Below are 16,606 nucleotides of genomic sequence, written 5' to 3'. Positions count from 1 at the left end.
CAGGCTTATACCGCCAGCGCCATGTAGAACTGCGAACCCTGCCCCGGCCGTGAGTACACGCCCATCCGCCCACCGTGCAACTGCACGATCTCCTTGCACAGCGCCAGACCGAGCCCGGCGCCGCCCTTCTTGCGGCCGACCTGAACAAAAGGCTCGAATATCCTTCCTTGCTGGCTGTAGGCAATGCCTTCGCCGTTGTCTTCGACACTGATAATCACCCGCTCCCCATGACGTCGAGCCTGCAAACGTATCAGCCCGTCGCGGGAGGTATGACGCAAGGCGTTGTCGATCAGGTTATCGAGCACCCGCTCCAGTTGCGCCTGATCGGCTTGCAGCCGTGGCAACGTTCCCTGCACTTCCACCAACAGCTCAATGCCCTTCTCCTGCGCCGGGCCGGCAAAGCGTGCCTGGGCCTGCTCCAGTAAATCTTTGATGGAGCACGGCGCCAGGGTGAGTTTTTGCAGGCCATTCTGATAGCGAGAGAAATTCAGCAGGTCGTTGATCAACTGCATCAAGCGCTGCATTTCTTCATTCACGGTGTTCAGCAAGTCGGCCTCACGGGAATCCTCGGCAAAATGCGCCCGCTCGCGGAACAGGCCGAATGCCATGTGCATCCCGGTGACTGGCGTGCGTAACTCATGGGAAGCACGCAAGACGAACTCGCTGCGCACCCGTTCGAAGGCACGCTGTTCGGTGACGTCATGCAACACCATCACGGCGCCGAGAATATGCCCCTGGGTATGGCTGACCGGCGTCAGGCTATACGTCAGCAATCGCGACTCCCCGTCAACCTCGATGCTCAGGTCGTCCGGCACTCGCTCCAGGGTGCCGCCGCGCAGCACCAGGTGCAGTTGTTCATCCACTTCGGGACGCTCAAGTGCCGTGCCCAGCCCTTGGCCGAGACGCTCGGTGTCCCAGCCTAACTGGCGCTGAGCCACCGGGTTGAGGTGCTCGAGCTGACCTTGACGATCAATGATCAGCAAACCGTCGTCGATGCTATCGAGCACTGCTTGCAAACGCTGCTGTCCGGCGAGTAGCTCGTCGATATTAGTGGCTTGGTGCTGTCGCAGGGCCTCGGCCATGATTCCGAAGCGTCGGGTCAGCTGGTTCATTTCCACTGCGGAGGAAATCGGCAGAGTCACTTCGAAATTGCCTTGGCCGATGTTGTCAGCCGCCGCCGCCAGGGCCTCGATCGGGGCTCCGAAACGCTGGGCGATCGCATGGGCGGTAATGAACCCGATGAACAGCACCCCCACCCCGATCAACCCGAGCAGGCCGGCAATCAGCAACGCGCGGTCCCGGGCCTGGCGTTCGGTTTCACTGATGTTATCCAGCGCGCGCTTCTGTTCGGCGATCAAACCGTTGCGCAACGTGTTGAATTTTTCCGTGAGATCCCCGCCCCCAGTGAGCACCTGTGCTGTATCGCGGGAAAGATCGTAGGCCTGCAGAAAGCTCTGGTAATCAGCCTTGGCTTTTTTGAACCCGTACTGGGCGCCCTCGCTGGACGGCTCGCGAGCAATGCCTTCATCGAGCAATTCGAGGTAATGCTGTCGGGATGCCTCGAGCGCCGCGGGATCAGGCTTCTCGCCGAGCATGATGATCAGTTGATCACCCAGGGTCTGGCGCAGCTTCAATCCCAGGTCCAGCCTGACGAAGTTGTCACGGATCAGGGCCTCCTGCGTACCAGCCATCTGCATCACGCTGACCAGCCCGAGCAACAGCCCGAGCAGCGCCACGGTGATCAAGGCTGAAATACTCAGGAACAACCGGGTGCGCAATGTCATCGCCAGTTTCATCGGGTGCAGCTCACAGGTTGTACTGCTTGCGTTTGCGGTACAGGGTCGAGGCGTCGATACCCAGGGTCTTGGCCGCCTGATCCAGGGTATCGGCGGTGGCAAGGACCGCGCCGATGTGGGCTTTCTCCAACTCATCCAGGCTCAACGCGGCGCCAATGCGTGGCGTACTGTTGGTCGGAGCTTCGGCCATGCCCAAGTGGCTGATCTCGACCCGCTCCTGCGGACAAATAATGCTCGCCCGCTCCACCACGTTGCGCAGCTCGCGGATATTGCCGGGCCAGCGGTAGCTGAGCAGCGCCTCGCGGGCCTCGTCGCTGAAACACCGGGCCGGACGCGAGTATTCCTTGACGAAGCGCGCCAGGAAACGGTCAGCCAGGTTCAGGATGTCTTCCCTGCGTTCGCGAAGCGGCGGCAGGTGCAAAGTGATGACGTTCAGCCGATAGAGCAAATCCTCACGAAAGCGCCCGTCGCGGACCATGTCTTCAAGGTTGAGGTTGGTAGCCGCGAGGATTCGCACGTCGGCGCGACGGGTCACCGGATCACCCACACGCTCGTATTCCTTGTCCTGGATGAAACGCAGCAACTTTGGCTGCAAAGTCAGGGGAAAATCGCCGATCTCGTCGAGAAACAACGTTCCGCCATCAGCCTGATTGACACGCCCCAAGGTGCTTTCGCTGGCACCGGTGAACGCGCCACGGCTGTGGCCGAAGAGTTCACTGTCCATCAATTCCGCTGTCAGGGAGGGGCAGTTGATGGTGATGCAGGATTTCTTCTGGCGTTTGCTCCAGCCATGAATGGCCTGTGACAGCTCACCTTTACCGGTGCCGGACTCTCCGAGAATCAGAATGTTGGCGTCGGTACTGGCGACCTGGCGGGCGGTTTCAAGCACCACTTTCATCGCCGGGCTGTGGGAGTCCAGCCCCTCCTTGGGTTTACGCACTTCACCTTCGAGGGCTTCCAGGCGTGCCGAGAGTTGCCGCACTTCCAGCTGTTTGGCGGTGGCCAGACGTAACTGATCGGGGCTGCAAGGTTTGACCAGATAGTCGGCGGCACCGGCCTGAATTGCATCCACGGCAGTGTCTACGGCGGAGTGAGCGGTGACGATCACCACACGCATCCAGGGCGCCTGAATTCGCATCTGGGCCAGCACATCGAGGCCATTGTCTTCACCCAGGCGCAAATCGAGGAAGCACAGATCGAAAACCTGACGCTGCAACAAGGCTTCGGCCTGAGCAGCGCTGGTCGCGGTGGCCACGCTGTAGCCTTCGTCTTCGAGGCAATAGCGAAAGGTTCGAAGGATGGCGGATTCGTCGTCCACCAGCAGAATGCGGCCTTGATGCTCAGTGGCTGATTCCATGTTCCTACGCTCCTTTAATAGGTGTTCTTGGTTAGTCCCGGAAAAATCGGGCAAGTTGCATGATTGATTCTGGTCGATTCCAGCCACAACAGGCTATCTATCTACTCAAAGTTCAGCTAATACGCTGATTTATTTGAACTTTTATTTACAGACCATTCTTTCAGCGATTGCCTGCGTCCCTTTCTGACATCTACGCCCTCCCCGCAATTCCAAAAATATTGAAAGTGCCTGCGAACTCATCGTGCATTACGCACGACTGCAAACGGATCATCGTGCAGGATGCGTCTAAAACGTTTTCTACAAACACAATAACCTTTTGATTTCTATCGTATTTATTCTTTATTAAAGCTGGCATGCAGGCTGCAATGGTCTAGGTAATCAGGGCATTTAATGAACCAGCGCCCGCCAAAGATCACTACCCGTATGGGAGGAACTTCAGGATGAATCGCCAAAGTGCCGCCCAATTGCGTCTTTCGCCACTGCATGTCCAGCAAGGCTTGTTTGCCCTGTTGGCGTTGTTGATCACCCTGATTGGTGGCCAGCAGTACATGCGTTGGGAGCAAAGCGCGCAACCGGCGCCAGTGCACCTTTCGATTCCACATCCCCCCCAAAGCCACTTCAGCGCCGTCAGCAGCAACCCGGCTGACAACGCCTCAATACGAATGATGGGCGTCGACCAGGCCCGGCCTGTGGACGAGACGCCCTCCCAGGAACGTTGGGTGTTTTAAGCAAACGAACTTGGCGCGCTCAACGCGCCGGGAAATGCACCACAAGCAACATCCTTAAATAGAAGCGTAAGGAGAATCACCATGTTGAGCTGGGCAATCACATTCCTGATCATTGCCATCATCGCTGCAGTATTGGGCTTCGGTGGTATCGCGGGCACCGCCACGGGTATCGCCAAGATTCTCTTTGTCGTATTCCTGGTGATGTTCATTGCTTCCTTCTTCTTTGGCCGTCGCGGTCGAGGTTGATATGTGTGTTTTGGTTAAAGACATTGGCGGCCGCCCTGCTTCTGGGCGGCAGTGCCATGACGATCGCGGCCACCCACGCGACATGCCGACTACCGCTTACTCGGTAAACCGGACGAAGGCATGCAGAAGATGTGGATGGCGCGACTGAAGAAAGATCCACGCCGGTATTGAGTTCGAAACACGAAAGAGGCCTCACGCTTCTTTCCACTGCGCTACCCGAGGACGGTAGACGCATGACCAAGGGGTCGGGACGTTCTGACTGCTTCAGGGTCGGAGTGACCTACGGGTACAGGGAGTAGCCGCGCAAGGGCCGGGTCAGGTGAAGCTGCGACGCAAGTTCGTCGGCCTAGCGTGGCTCGACGGACTTGCGGAGAGCTTCAACGTGCAAAACGTTGATCTAGAGCATTCTGCTCATATGTTCTTGCTGCATATTCCCCGCAAAACCGTTTCGCGGTGTTTCTTCGTGACCGTATATCGAGAAAGCTCTGACTTTCATGAGAAGAAAAATCGCAGTCGAACGTAGGACATCTCCTAAATTTTCACTGGTTCAAAAAAACATCAACCGGCGCTGAAATGGCCGGTTCACGGCACTTATACCTGCCGAAATGTCGCATTCGAACCGGCTGGGACGTGGGTTTCAGTTGAAAAATCTCATGCCGATTCGGCATAGGGTAGGCGTTTACGGCATTAGACGGCGCTTCCCCGCATCGGAATAGTTGCGCCTTTTTCGCTGCCAGAGAGCTGTAAATGCTCGCTCGCGGGGACCTTATACGGGGGTTGGTGCAAGACGGCTTCGCCATTGAGCGTTGCAGTTCATGCATCGGCCTGAGTCAAACGCAAGTAAGGGTAAAGATATGAAGAAGGCAAAGCTTAGCCTCGCCTGGCAGATCCTCATCGGTCTGGTTCTGGGGATAGCAATAGGTGCACTGCTCAACCACTTCAGCGCTGAAAAGGCCTGGTGGATCAGCAACGTCCTGCAACCAGCAGGCGATATCTTTATCCGTCTGATCAAGATGATCGTGATCCCGATCGTAATCTCCTCGCTGGTCGTCGGCATCGCTGGCGTTGGGGACGCGAAAAAACTCGGGCGTATCGGTCTGAAGACCATCATTTACTTCGAGATCGTCACCACCATCGCCATTCTGGTCGGTCTGGTGCTGGCCAACGTGGTCCATCCGGGCAGCGGCATTGACATGAGCACCCTGGGTACCGTGGATATTTCCAAGTACCAGGCCACTGCTGCCGAGGTTCAGCATGAACACGCGTTCATCGAAACCATCCTCAACCTGATCCCGTCGAACATCTTTGCGGCCATGATGCGCGGCGAGATGCTGCCGATCATCTTCTTCTCCGTGTTGTTCGGTCTCGGTCTGTCGAGCCTGCAATCGGACCTGCGCGAACCTCTGGTGAAGATGTTCCAGGGCGTGTCGGAAAGCATGTTCAAAGTCACCCACATGATCATGAACTACGCCCCGATCGGCGTGTTCGCACTGATCGCGGTGACCGTGGCCAACTTCGGCTTCGCCTCCCTGCTGCCACTGGCCAAGTTGGTCGTCCTGGTTTACTTCGCCGTCGCCTTCTTCGCCTTCGTGGTGCTGGGCCTGATCGCTCGCCTGTTCGGCTTCTCGGTGATCAAGCTGATGCGCATCTTCAAGGATGAGCTGGTCCTGGCCTACTCCACCGCCAGTTCCGAAACCGTGCTGCCGCGCGTGATCGAGAAGATGGAAGCCTACGGCGCGCCGAAAGCCATTTGCAGCTTCGTGGTACCGACCGGCTACTCGTTCAACCTCGACGGTTCGACCCTGTACCAGAGCATCGCGGCGATCTTCATTGCCCAGCTGTACGGCATCGACCTGTCGATCAGCCAGCAACTGCTGCTGGTGCTGACCCTGATGGTCACCTCTAAAGGCATCGCCGGCGTACCGGGTGTGTCCTTCGTGGTGTTGCTGGCCACTCTGGGCAGCGTCGGTATTCCGCTGGAAGGCCTGGCATTCATCGCCGGTGTCGACCGCATCATGGATATGGCCCGTACCGCGCTGAACGTGATCGGCAACGCCTTGGCCGTGCTGGTCATCTCGCGTTGGGAAGGCATGTACGACGACGCCAAGGGCCAGCGCTACTGGAACTCCCTGCCGCACTGGCGCAGCAAGGAAAAGCTGCCGGTTGGTGAAACCTCCAGCAACTAATGCCCGCTCCCACAAGAGCCCCCAACAAACCCCGGAGAAATCCGGGGTTTGTCGTTTCTGCCTACCCCGCTATCATTCGCCGCATCTTCCGGGGGATTTGACTGATGCTTAATGGCCTGTGGCTTGGCTTCTTCATCGTGGCAGCCGTATCGGCGCTGGCGCAGTGGCTGATCGGTGGTAACGCCGGGATCTTTGCGGCGATGGTGGAAAGTATTTTCGCCATGGCCAAATTGTCGGTCGAGGTCATGATCCTGTTGTTCGGCACCCTCACCCTCTGGCTGGGCTTTCTGCGGATCGCCGAGAAGGCCGGGATCGTCGAGTGGCTGGCCAAGGCGCTGGGGCCACTGTTCCTGCGTCTGATGCCGGAAGTGCCGGCCGGCCATCCCGCCATCGGCCTGATCACCCTGAACTTCGCCGCCAACGGCCTGGGCCTGGACAACGCCGCCACACCGATCGGCCTCAAAGCCATGAAGGCGCTGCAAGAGCTCAACCCCAGTGCAACGATCGCCAGCAACGCGCAGATCCTCTTCCTGGTGCTCAACGCCTCCTCCCTGACCCTGCTGCCCGTGACGATCTTCATGTACCGCGCCCAGCAAGGCGCGCCCGATCCGACGCTGGTGTTCCTGCCGATCCTGCTCGCCACCAGCTGCTCAACCATCGTCGGCTTCCTGAGCGTAGCGTTCATGCAACGCCTGCGCATCTGGGACCCGGTGGTGCTGGCGTACCTGATTCCCGGCGCCCTCGCCCTTGGCGGCTTCATGGCACTGCTGGCGACGCTCTCGGCGACCGCGCTGGCGAGCCTGTCATCGGTCCTCGGCAACGTGACGCTGTTCGGCTTGATCATGCTGTTTATGATCATCGGCGCATTACGCAAGGTGAAGGTCTACGAGGCATTCGTCGAAGGCGCCAAAGAAGGCTTCGACGTCGCCAAGAACCTGCTGCCATATCTGGTGGCGATGCTCTGCGCCGTGGGTGTGCTGCGGGCGTCCGGGGCGCTGGACTTCGGTCTGGACGGGATTCGTCACCTGGTGGCGTGGGCCGGGTGGGACACACGCTTCGTCGATGCGCTGCCGACGGCCATGGTCAAACCGTTCTCCGGCAGTGCCGCCCGGGCAATGCTGATTGAAACCATGAAGACCGAGGGGGTGGACAGCTTCCCGGCGCTGGTGGCGGCGACAGTCCAGGGCAGTACCGAAACGACCTTCTATGTCTTGGCGGTGTATTTCGGCGCGGTGGGCATCCAGCGTGCACGGCATGCAGTGGGCTGTGCGCTGCTGGCGGAGCTTGGCGGGGTGCTGGGGGCCATCGGGGTTTGCTACTGGTTCTTCGGCTAAACGAAAACCCTGTGGGGGCAAACCCACTCCCACAGGGTTCAGCGGTGGCTTCAGGGCCTCAGCGGCGGCACGACTTTCTGACCCTGCTCCACCGTCCAGGCCACCACCTGTGCCGTCAACTGGTCGCTGGCCTGGCCGAACCCGGCGACCACCGCCGGCACCTTCACATCGCTCAACGGCTGACGCACTTCAAAGCGCCGACTGGCGAGGATGCGCTGGTCATACCCACGCACCAGCAATGCATCCAGCCGCACGACCACGCTCGCCGTCGTGCCTTGGTATTCGGTCTGGAACGCCTGCAGGTTGCCGCCCAGCTCCAGGTCCGCCTGCAAATTGCTGTCATCGGTGCTGAGCAACGGCACCCGACCGTCACGCTGGAAACCATCGAGCAGACGATTGCGCAGCAGCACCGGCGCCGGGTCGCTCCAGCGGGAAGCCTTGTAGCTGCTGATCAGGTCACCTTGAGGGATCACGGCGATCTTCGGGTTGTTCAAGGCTTCGCTGGTCTGCGGCTTGGCCAGCCGCAGCGACCAGTGCAGCGCCGTGCTGTGATTGGCCGGTGCGCCGCTCTGGGCCGAGGGCAACCGGTAGACATCGGATGGCTCGGACTTGGGCAGAATCGAGCAGGCACTGGTCAGGGCAAAACCGACAGCCAAGGCTAACGGGATCAGCTTCATGGCGTGAACTCCTTGTTCTTGTCACTGCCCAGCAGGTAACCGCTGGGGTTGGCCTCAAGCCGCTGGGAAATGGTGCGCAGCGAGCTCAAGGTGTCGCGCAACTCACGCACTGCCGGCGCCAGGCCATTGAGGCCCTGCATGCCGTTGTTGAGGGAATCCTGATTAGTGGTGAGCAATGAGTTGATGGTCGCGCTGCTCCGTTCCAGGGACTTCATGGCTTGCTCGGCACTGCCGAACATCTGCTTGCCCTGATCGTTGAGCAGGCTGTTGGCGTTGCGCATCAGCCCAGCAGTTTGTTCGAGTGTGGCGGAGGCCTGTTTACTGATCGACGCCAGTTGCTGCATGGCTTGGCCGATGTCGCCGCGCTGGTCGGCGATGATGCCGGTGGTTTGCTCCAGATGCTCAAGGGTCTTGCTGATGCGCTCGACGTTTTCCGAAGAAAACATCTGATTGGCGTTCTGCATCAACACGTTCACACCGGTCATCAGATCGTTACTGTCGCTCATCAAACGGGCGATAGGCGAGGGTGATGCCACGATGGTCGGCAAATTGCCGCCCTTGCCCTTGAGTGTCGGACTTTGCGGCGTGCCGCCGCTGAGCTGAATGATCGAGGTGCCGGTGATCCCGGTCAGCGCCAGTTTGGCCTGGGTGTCTTCCTTGATCGGGGTATCGCCGCCCAGGCGGATCCGCGCCAACACCCGGCGCGGATCATTCGGGTCCAGGCGCAGCGTCACTACGTCGCCGACCTTGATCCCGCTGTACTGCACGGCGCTGCCCTTGGACAAACCGCTGACCGCCTCGTTGAAGACGATTTCATAATCCTTGAATTCAGTGTCGACGCTGGACTTGGCCAGCCACAGACCGAAGAGCAGGGCGCCTGCCACCACTATGACGGTGAACAGGCCGATCAATACGTGATGGGCTCGGGTTTCCATGTCAGACCTCGTTGAGCTGGTTAGCGGCCGTCAGCGCCGCGCGGCCGCGAGGGCCATGGAAGTATTCGTGAATCCACGCGTCGTCGGTTTCCGAAACCTTGTCGATGGCATCCGCCACCAGTACTTTCTTTTGCGCCAGCACCGCCACCCGGTCGGTGATGGTGTAGAGCGTGTCGAGGTCGTGTGTGACCAGAAACACACTCAAACCCAACGCGTCGCGCAGGGTCAGAATCAATTGATCGAACGCCGCCGCGCCAATCGGGTCGAGACCAGCGGTGGGCTCGTCGAGAAACAGAATGTCCGGGTCCAGCGCCAGCGCCCGGGCCAGGGCGGCGCGCTTGATCATGCCGCCAGACAGTGAAGCAGGGTACTTGTCGGCCGCCGACAACGGCAATCCGGCCAATGCCAGTTTCACCGCCGCCAGGTGCTCGGCATCGGTACGGCTCAGGCCGGCGTGTTCGATAAGGGGCAGGGCGACGTTCTCGGTCACTGTCAGCGAAGAGAACAGGGCGCCTTTCTGGAACAACACGCCGAAGCGCCGCTCGACCAGCGAACGCTCGTGCTCCGACAGGCTCGGCAAGTTCTTGCCGAAGACCTTCACCAGCCCTTCGCTGGGCTGGCGCAAGCCGACGATGCTGCGCAACAGCACCGATTTGCCGCTGCCGGAACCGCCGACCACCGCCAGAATTTCGCCTTTGTACAAATCCAGGTCGAGGTTCTCGTGCACGCTCTGGCGGCCGAAGCGATTGCACAGCCCACGGACTTCGATCACCGCCTCGGAAGGCGCTCGGGGTAGACGACTCACCAGCCCATCTCCATGAAAAACAATGCGGCCACGGCATCGAGGACGATCACCACGAAAATCGACTGCACCACACTCGACGTGGTGTGCGCACCGACGGACTCGGCGCTGCCGCTGACCTTGAAGCCTTCAAGACAGCCGATGGCGGCGATCAGGAACGCAAAAATCGGCGCTTTGACGATCCCCACCAGGAAGTGCTGAACGCCGATGTCCGATTGCAGCAGCGACAGGAACATCGCCGGCGATATATCCAGCGACAGCGCACACACCACGCCACCGCCGACAATCCCCGACAACATCGCCAGGAAGGTCAGCATCGGCAGCGCCACCAGCAACGCCAATACCCGCGGCACCACCAGCAACTCCATCGGGTCGAGGCCGAGGGTGCGGATCGCATCGATTTCTTCGTTGGCCTTCATCGAGCCGATCTGCGCGGTGAACGCACTGGCGGTGCGGCCGGCCATCAGGATCGCGGTGAGCAACACGCCGAATTCGCGCAAAAAAGAAAACGCCACCAGGTCCACGGTAAAAATGCTCGCGCCGAAGCTCGCCAGCACAGTCGCACCGAGAAACGCTACCACGGCGCCCACCATAAAGGTCAGCAGGGCGACGATGGGAGCGGCGTCGAGGCCAGTCTGCTCAATGTGCGCGACCATCGGCGTGAGGCGCCAGCGCTTGGGACAAAACAGCCCGCGCGCGATGGTTTGCAGGATCAGGCCGACAAAACCCAGCACCTGCAGGGCGTCCTGCCAGACCGCATCGACCGCACGGCCGATACGGGTCAGCAGTTGAATGCCGACGCTGATTTCCGGCTCTTTGATCGGCACGCAGAAATCAGTCAGCGAGCAATACACCGTCTGCAACAAGGCGCGATCGGCGGAGGAAAGGGTGCAATCAGGGTGTTCGGCGGACTTGCCCAGACGCTCGGAACCCAGCAACTCCACCAACAGCGATGCACCCGCCGTGTCCAGGGCACCGAGGCCGTTGAGGTCGATGGGGGTGTTGTTGTCGTATTGGCCACGGAGCTTTTCGCTCAGGTGGCTGAGATCGGCGTAATGAGCGAGCGTCCAGTCACCCGTGACCCGCAGCAGGGCAGGGATGTGCGAGGTATCCAGTCGGACATTGCCAGGCGTTGTGCTGCTGGTCATAAGCTCCTGCTTGTTCGGCAATTGCGCAGACCAGATTAATAGCACGAACCGCGTTACTTATCTTTGATGGGTGTGCTGTCCATGACCTTGAAGCGCAGCACGCCGATCAACTGGCCGTCTTCGGTGAGCACCCGAACTTGCCATTTACCCGCGGGATTGCCGGGGAAATTCTGCTTGTGGGTCCAGGCGCGGTAGCCTTCCTTGCGCCCGCCGTGGATATCCAGAGGGATGCGGTCGACCTCTTTACCGTTGAACATCCAGACGTGATAAATCCGCTCGTCCAGCCCCCGTGGGGCATTGATCGCGGTGTAGGCGTACAAACCGTCGCCACGAATCTGCTCGGCGCTGACTTCTTCCAGGCTCTTGCCGGGGGTGCGGTCCTGCATTTGGGTGCTGATCGCCACATCGGTCATCCACAGGGTGGCCGGCGGAACCCAGGAACGCAGCACCCAGCCGACAGCGCCGATGCCCACGGTGATGCTGAGGATCGCCAACGCATTGCGCACGGTCCGAATCGGGAAGATCGACGCCAGACTCGGGAACGACAGCACCATGGCAATGCCCAGCGCCAGTTTGAAGCTCTGGGAGGTGGTCAGGTGCAGGATGACGGGCAGGGCGGTCAGCAGGGCGGCGAAGAGGGTCAGGGTATGCAGCGCCAGGAATGCCCAGCGGCGCGGCGCCAGCCATTTGTAGTAGAGCGGGTCGGTGATCGAGATCAACGCCGCCATGCCCAACAACCCCGTGAAAAACAGTTGGCCGCTGTTCCAGGTGGTGGTGATGAAAAAGAACGGCAGGACGAAGAACAGGCTTTCCTGATGGATCATCTGCGTCGCATAACGCAGCAGGGGCTGGGGTATTTCGCGCTTGAAGACCTTGGCGAACAACTCAGTGAGGCTGTTTTCCAGCATCAGCCAGACCCAGCTGACCAGCATGATGGTGGTGATCCAGGTCGCCAGGCCTTGCTGGCGATCCACCAAGATGAAGCTGCCGACCCCGGAAATGAAACCGCCGAGCGCGATGACCCCGGGGTAGCGCTTCATCAATTCCAGGATGCGCTGTATGTACAGGGTCAGAGTCGGCATTCGGCGGTTCACAATAGTCGTGGGAAAAATCCCCGACAGGGTACCGTCCGAGGGGGCCTGTGGCGAGGGTTCCGGTTACGTTGACCAACCCCAAACCCTGTGGCGAGGGAGCTTGCTCCCGCTGGGTCGCGAAGCGGCCCTAAAACCACCCACCGCGTAATTTCAAGTAGATCTCCGATACCGGTTTACGGCTGCTGCGCAGCCGAGCGGGAGCAAGCTCCCTCGCCACAGGGAAATAACTACTTTCTGCGGTGAACACGCCAACCCAATGCCCCAAGCACCATCAATCCAAATACCCCGGCAATCGCCCACATCAACTGGTCATAACTCACCAACGGCTTCTCGATCCGCAAATACCCCGGTTGCAGCAGCAACTCACGCATCGCCTGGTTCGCCTCGGCCAGCGTCACTTCTTGCAGTGCCTTGGCCGGGTTGGTGAAATGGCCGTCCTCGTAGTCCCCAAGGGCGCTCCAGTAGTAATCCGCCAGGGCGCTGTTGCCTTGCACGGCCCAGGCCTGACGGGCGATGGCGGCCTGCTTGAGGCGGGCGAAGGTGGTGGCGTCGAGACCGTCCTTGAGCAAACCGGCTTTGAGCTCATCCAGCACCTGTTCAGCTGCCGGCACGTCGCCGCGTTCAAGATCGGCGTTCAGGCTCATGAAGCCCACTCCGCCAAACACCTCACGCTCGGCCGAGGGCCCATAGGACAACCCATGGACCAGGCGCAGTTGGCGATAAAGCGCCCAGTCCAGGTAGTCCTTGAGCAGATCGAACGTTTCGTCGGGCTGGTCTTCCTGCACCGGTTCCGGCACCAGCCAGTGCAACTTGGCGCCGCCACCGACAAAACCGTGGCTCAGAGTACGCTCGTGGGCCGCGCTGGCCTGGATTGTCGGCAAGGGCAGGTGATCGGCAGGCTCGACGGCTACGAGCGCGCCATACGCCCGTTCCAGATAGGCCGGCAGCAGGCGGTCGAGCTCGCCGACCACGATCAGGGTCATGTTGTTGGGCGCGTACCAGGCTTTGCGCACCTTCTCCAGTTGCTCGCGGGTCAGGTGACTGACTTCGGCGCGCTCCTGGCATTTGAGGCCCAGTTCCACCGCCAACTGATTACTGGCGGTGTGGCCCAGGTCCTGGCGATCCAGCCAGCGTTGCAGGTGCGAATAATGGCCACCGTCTTCGCGCTCGACCACCTGCTTGGCGACGTTGATAGCGTTGTCGTCGATACGGGTCTGGGTCAGCAGAGCCAACAACAGATCGAGGGCCTTACGCTGGTTTTTCGCCGGTGCTTCGATGACGAACGTGGTGTCGGCGTTGCTGGTGTAAGCGTTCCACTCACCCCCCAGGGCCTGCATGCGCTCCTCCAGACCACCTTCGCCGGTGGCGTCGATGCCGCTGAACAGCAAGTGTTCGAGCAGATGCGGCAGCTCCTTGTCGGCGCAGCTGAAATCATCCAGACCCACGCCGACTACCAGCCGAATCGCCACATGCCCGCGCTCGGTGCCCGGTTTGAGGACCAATTGCAGGCCGTTGGGCAGCGTATAGCCCTCGACCTGAAAGCGATCCAGGGCAAATGAGGGCAGGGCGCCGAGCAACAGACAAGCGAATAGCAGACAGCGCATAACGAGTTTCCGTACGACAGCGTAAGTACAACAGACTTCAGGCAACTGTGGACGTTCAGGGTGAATGAGTGATGTCAGCCAAATCGTCGACCGCCAGAGCACCGGTGTCCGAAGTGCCCAACACCGCATAGGCACTGCTGCAAAACAGCGAATTGAGGCGCCTCATGTCAGCGATCAGCTCCAGATGCAGCGAACTGGTCTCGATGCTTTGCACAATCTTACGGTGCAAACGACTGACATGAGCGTGGGCCAGGCGGCGTTCCTGTGCGCGAAAGCGACGTTTCTCACGCAGTAACTGGCGAGCACTTTCCGGATCGGAACTGAGGAACACCGACAACCCCAGGCGCAGGTTGGCAATCAGCTGGCTGTGCAGGCCCGCCAATTCTTCCAGACCGACCTCGGAAAATGACCGCCGCTGCGCGGTTTTCTGCTGCTGAACCTTGCGCAGCATGCGTTCGATCAGGTCACTGGCCAGTTTCAGGTTAATCGCCAGCTCGATGGTTTCAGCCCACCGTTGGCTATCTTGTTCGCTGAGGTCTTCCCGAGGCATTTGCGCCAGATAGAGTTTGATCGCGCTGTAGAGCGCTTCGACATCATCGGTCAGGCGACGGATTTCCTGGGTAACGGCGGTCTGTTTGCCACGCAGTACGGCGAGCATGGCTTCGAGCATGTTGTCGACCAGATCGCCGATGCGCAGGGTTTCCCGGGCGGCATTGGCCAGCGCCAAGCTGGGGGTCACCAATGCCGTCGGGTCAAGGTGCCGCGGTTTGGCCGTGCCGTTGATGTCCGGCCGCTCCGGCAGCAGCCAAGCACAGAGCCTGGCCATCAGCCCGACGCTGGGCAACAGGATCAGGCAGCGCGCGGTGTTGTAGAGCAGGTGGAAGCCGATGACCATTTCCTGAGCGCTGAAGTCGAAGCTGTCGATCCAGTGCACCAGTGGATCGAGCACCGGAATGATCAGCAGCAGACCAATCAGTTTGTACAACAGGCTGCCCAGCGCCACCTGACGGCCGGCGGCGTTCTGCATGCTGGTGCTGAGGAAGGCGAGAACGCCGCTGCCGATGTTGGCGCCGATCACCAGGCCGATGGCCACTGGCAGGCTGATCACGCTGGCACCGGCGAGGGTCGCGGTCAGCAATACGGCGGCCAGGCTGGAGTATGAAATCATCGCGAACAGTGCACCGACCAGCGCATCGAGCAGGATGTCGCCGGTCAGTGAGGCGAAAATCACCTTCACTCCCTGAGCATGAGTGATCGGCGTGGCGGCCTCGACGATCAGTTGCAGCGCCAGAATGATCAGCCCCAGACCGATGCTGACCCGCCCCATCTGCCCGACCCGGGTCTGCTTGCGCGACAGAAAGAAAATCACCCCGAGGAAGATCAGCAGCGGTGACAGCCACGACAGGTCGAGGGTCAGTACCCGCGCCATCAGTGCGGTACCGACGTCGGCACCGAGCATCGTCGCCAGGGCCGGGGTCAGCGCCATCAGGCCCTGACCGACAAACGAAGTGACGAGCATGGCGGTGGCGTTGCTGCTCTGGACCATGGCGGTCACCATGATCCCGGCGATAAACGCCAGCCAGCGCCTGGCCATGTTCTGCCCGATCACATGGCGCAAGTTGGAGCCATAAACCCGCAGGATGCCGGTTCGGACGATGTGCGTGCCCCAGATCAGCAAGGCCACGGCCGATAACAAATTGAGCAGGGTGAGCATACAGGCCCCCTGTGGTGGTAGCGCCCCAGCGGGGCAAGTTAACGATGCCGCGATCTTCTACGTTCTGTACTTAAGCTGTAGTTGGCTAACGGTCTGGACGCCAGCATCGCATAGCTAAAGAAGCGATTGAAACAAAACTGTCATGAAAACAGTTTGATGCAGACATGACAAAGGGGCCCGAAGGCCCCTTTGTCACAGCAGGGTGTTCGGGTTACTGACCCGGAACATCCTTGCGCAGTTTCACCGGCTCTTGCTGTGTGCGTTTTTTCGCAATCGCGGTGCGCATCCTGATGTTGATCGCTTCCACTGCCAGCGAGAACGCCATGGCGAAGTAGACGTAGCCTTTCGGCACATGCACATCGAAAGATTCGGCAATCAGCACGGTACCGACGATCAACAGGAAAGACAGCGCCAGCATTTTCAGCGACGGGTGCTTGTCGATGAACTCGCTGATGGTGCCGGAAGCCCACATCATCACCAGCACTGCGACGATGATTGCCGCGACCATGACCGGTACGTGGGACACCATGCCAACGGCAGTGATGACGGAGTCCAGCGAGAACACGATGTCGATGATCGCGATCTGGATAATGGTGTAGAGGAAGTTACCGCCCTTGCCACTTGGCTCGTCGCTGGTTTCATCCTCGCCTTCCAGCGCGTGATACATCTCTTGCGAGCTTTTCCACAGCAGGAACAGACCACCGAAGAACAAGATCAGGTCACGCCCGGAAATACCCTGGCCGAACACTTCGAACAGGTCCGCGGTGAGACGCATGACCCAGGTGATCGACAGCAGCAACAGAATCCGGGTGACCATGGCCAGCGCCAGGCCGAAGATCCGGGTACGCGCCTGCATGTGTTTGGGCATGCGGCTGACCAGGATCGAGATCATGATGATGTTGTCGATGCCCAGGACGATCTCCAGGGCGGTCAGGGTGAAGAAGGCAACCCAGATTTCAGGGTTGGTCAGCCATTCCATGTGTAT

14 protein-coding genes and 1 pseudogene are annotated in these 16,606 nt (G+C 60.0%); 5 read left to right on the top strand and 10 right to left on the bottom strand.

Translation table 11 applies throughout. The features are described from left to right. Nucleotides 1-5: 5 nt before the first annotated feature. Nucleotides 6-1,796 carry a KinB sensor domain-containing domain gene (locus AC07VO_RS23355; protein WP_495007670.1) on the bottom strand — a complete coding sequence of 597 codons (1,791 nt, stop codon included), beginning with the start codon at nt 1,794-1,796 and terminating at the stop codon, nt 6-8. Between the two features lie 10 nt (nt 1,797-1,806). Continuing rightward, a complete protein-coding gene (gene algB, locus AC07VO_RS23350) occupies nt 1,807-3,153 on the bottom strand; it encodes a sigma-54-dependent response regulator transcription factor AlgB (RefSeq protein WP_086945253.1) in 1,347 nt (448 codons plus the stop codon). Between the two features lie 440 nt (nt 3,154-3,593). Between algB and AC07VO_RS23345 the strand changes: the two genes are divergently transcribed. From AC07VO_RS23345 to AC07VO_RS23325, 5 genes and pseudogenes are all read left to right on the top strand, one after another. After that, the gene (locus AC07VO_RS23345) at nt 3,594-3,881 is read left to right on the top strand and encodes a hypothetical protein (protein ID WP_064615662.1); all 288 of its coding nucleotides are present in this window, start codon (nt 3,594-3,596) and stop codon (nt 3,879-3,881) included. 81 nt (nt 3,882-3,962) lie between these two features. Beyond that, nucleotides 3,963-4,127 (top strand): DUF1328 domain-containing protein, encoded by a 165-nt coding sequence (locus AC07VO_RS23340; RefSeq protein WP_003177151.1) that lies wholly within the window; start codon nt 3,963-3,965, stop codon nt 4,125-4,127. Nucleotides 4,128-4,193: 66 nt separating this feature from the next. Then, nucleotides 4,194-4,298: pseudogene (locus tag AC07VO_RS23335) on the top strand (inhibitor of vertebrate lysozyme family protein); the annotation flags it as partial. A gap of 683 nt (nt 4,299-4,981) precedes the next feature. Continuing rightward, complete coding sequence (gene gltP / locus AC07VO_RS23330; protein ID WP_018927284.1) at nt 4,982-6,313, top strand: glutamate/aspartate:proton symporter GltP; 1,332 nt, start codon at nt 4,982-4,984, stop codon at nt 6,311-6,313. Between the two features lie 104 nt (nt 6,314-6,417). Next, nucleotides 6,418-7,647, top strand: coding sequence for a nucleoside recognition domain-containing protein (locus tag AC07VO_RS23325; protein ID WP_086945252.1), 1,230 nt, complete (start codon nt 6,418-6,420; stop codon nt 7,645-7,647). A 50-nt stretch (nt 7,648-7,697) separates the two neighbouring features. On the opposite strand, the gene AC07VO_RS23320 is transcribed toward AC07VO_RS23325, so the two are convergent. The 8 genes from AC07VO_RS23320 to AC07VO_RS23285 form a co-directional block, all read right to left on the bottom strand. Next, entirely contained in the window at nt 7,698-8,324 is a 627-nt protein-coding gene (locus AC07VO_RS23320; RefSeq protein ID WP_019651219.1) for an ABC-type transport auxiliary lipoprotein family protein, read from the bottom strand. Then, nucleotides 8,321-9,259 (bottom strand): MlaD family protein, encoded by a 939-nt coding sequence (locus AC07VO_RS23315; RefSeq protein ID WP_018927287.1) that lies wholly within the window; start codon nt 9,257-9,259, stop codon nt 8,321-8,323. Before AC07VO_RS23315 ends, AC07VO_RS23320 begins: the two co-directional genes overlap by 4 nt. A gap of 1 nt (nt 9,260) precedes the next feature. After that, nucleotides 9,261-10,064, bottom strand: a complete 804-nt coding sequence (locus AC07VO_RS23310) for an ABC transporter ATP-binding protein (protein ID WP_018927288.1) — start codon at nt 10,062-10,064, stop codon at nt 9,261-9,263. Next, nucleotides 10,061-11,209: an MlaE family ABC transporter permease gene (locus AC07VO_RS23305; protein WP_018927289.1), complete on the bottom strand. Its 1,149-nt coding sequence runs from the start codon at nt 11,207-11,209 to the stop codon at nt 10,061-10,063. Before AC07VO_RS23305 ends, AC07VO_RS23310 begins: the two co-directional genes overlap by 4 nt. A gap of 53 nt (nt 11,210-11,262) precedes the next feature. Further along, entirely contained in the window at nt 11,263-12,291 is a 1,029-nt protein-coding gene (locus tag AC07VO_RS23300) for a DUF5924 family protein (protein WP_028940067.1), read from the bottom strand. Between the two features lie 239 nt (nt 12,292-12,530). Continuing rightward, nucleotides 12,531-13,907, bottom strand: coding sequence for a M16 family metallopeptidase (locus AC07VO_RS23295; protein ID WP_018927291.1), 1,377 nt, complete (start codon nt 13,905-13,907; stop codon nt 12,531-12,533). Nucleotides 13,908-13,962: 55 nt separating this feature from the next. Then, entirely contained in the window at nt 13,963-15,621 is a 1,659-nt protein-coding gene (locus AC07VO_RS23290) for a Na/Pi cotransporter family protein (RefSeq protein WP_018927292.1), read from the bottom strand. Nucleotides 15,622-15,832: 211 nt separating this feature from the next. Beyond that, entirely contained in the window at nt 15,833-16,600 is a 768-nt protein-coding gene (locus AC07VO_RS23285; protein ID WP_018927293.1) for a TerC family protein, read from the bottom strand. Nucleotides 16,601-16,606: the final 6 nt, after the last annotated feature.

This window comes from Pseudomonas sp. GW821-FHT03E01 (assembly GCF_059420765.1).
The sequence above is the reverse complement of the archived record's forward strand: the minus strand, read 5'-3'. Positions and strand labels throughout refer to the sequence as shown.

Bases quoted from the DNA above. Each gene is read 5' to 3' on its own strand.
- AC07VO_RS23355 (WP_495007670.1), bottom strand. From the start codon at position 1,796: ATGAAACTGGCGATGACATTGCGCACCCGGTTGTTCCTGAGTATTTCA.
- algB (WP_086945253.1), bottom strand. From the start codon at position 3,153: ATGGAATCAGCCACTGAGCATCAAGGCCGCATTCTGCTGGTGGACGAC.
- AC07VO_RS23345 (WP_064615662.1), top strand. From the start codon at position 3,594: ATGAATCGCCAAAGTGCCGCCCAATTGCGTCTTTCGCCACTGCATGTC.
- AC07VO_RS23340 (WP_003177151.1), top strand. From the start codon at position 3,963: ATGTTGAGCTGGGCAATCACATTCCTGATCATTGCCATCATCGCTGCA.
- gltP (WP_018927284.1), top strand. From the start codon at position 4,982: ATGAAGAAGGCAAAGCTTAGCCTCGCCTGGCAGATCCTCATCGGTCTG.
- AC07VO_RS23325 (WP_086945252.1), top strand. From the start codon at position 6,418: ATGCTTAATGGCCTGTGGCTTGGCTTCTTCATCGTGGCAGCCGTATCG.
- AC07VO_RS23320 (WP_019651219.1), bottom strand. From the start codon at position 8,324: ATGAAGCTGATCCCGTTAGCCTTGGCTGTCGGTTTTGCCCTGACCAGT.
- AC07VO_RS23315 (WP_018927287.1), bottom strand. From the start codon at position 9,259: ATGGAAACCCGAGCCCATCACGTATTGATCGGCCTGTTCACCGTCATA.
- AC07VO_RS23305 (WP_018927289.1), bottom strand. From the start codon at position 11,209: ATGACCAGCAGCACAACGCCTGGCAATGTCCGACTGGATACCTCGCAC.
- AC07VO_RS23300 (WP_028940067.1), bottom strand. From the start codon at position 12,291: ATGCCGACTCTGACCCTGTACATACAGCGCATCCTGGAATTGATGAAG.
- AC07VO_RS23295 (WP_018927291.1), bottom strand. From the start codon at position 13,907: ATGCGCTGTCTGCTATTCGCTTGTCTGTTGCTCGGCGCCCTGCCCTCA.
- AC07VO_RS23290 (WP_018927292.1), bottom strand. From the start codon at position 15,621: ATGCTCACCCTGCTCAATTTGTTATCGGCCGTGGCCTTGCTGATCTGG.
- AC07VO_RS23285 (WP_018927293.1), bottom strand. From the start codon at position 16,600: ATGGAATGGCTGACCAACCCTGAAATCTGGGTTGCCTTCTTCACCCTG.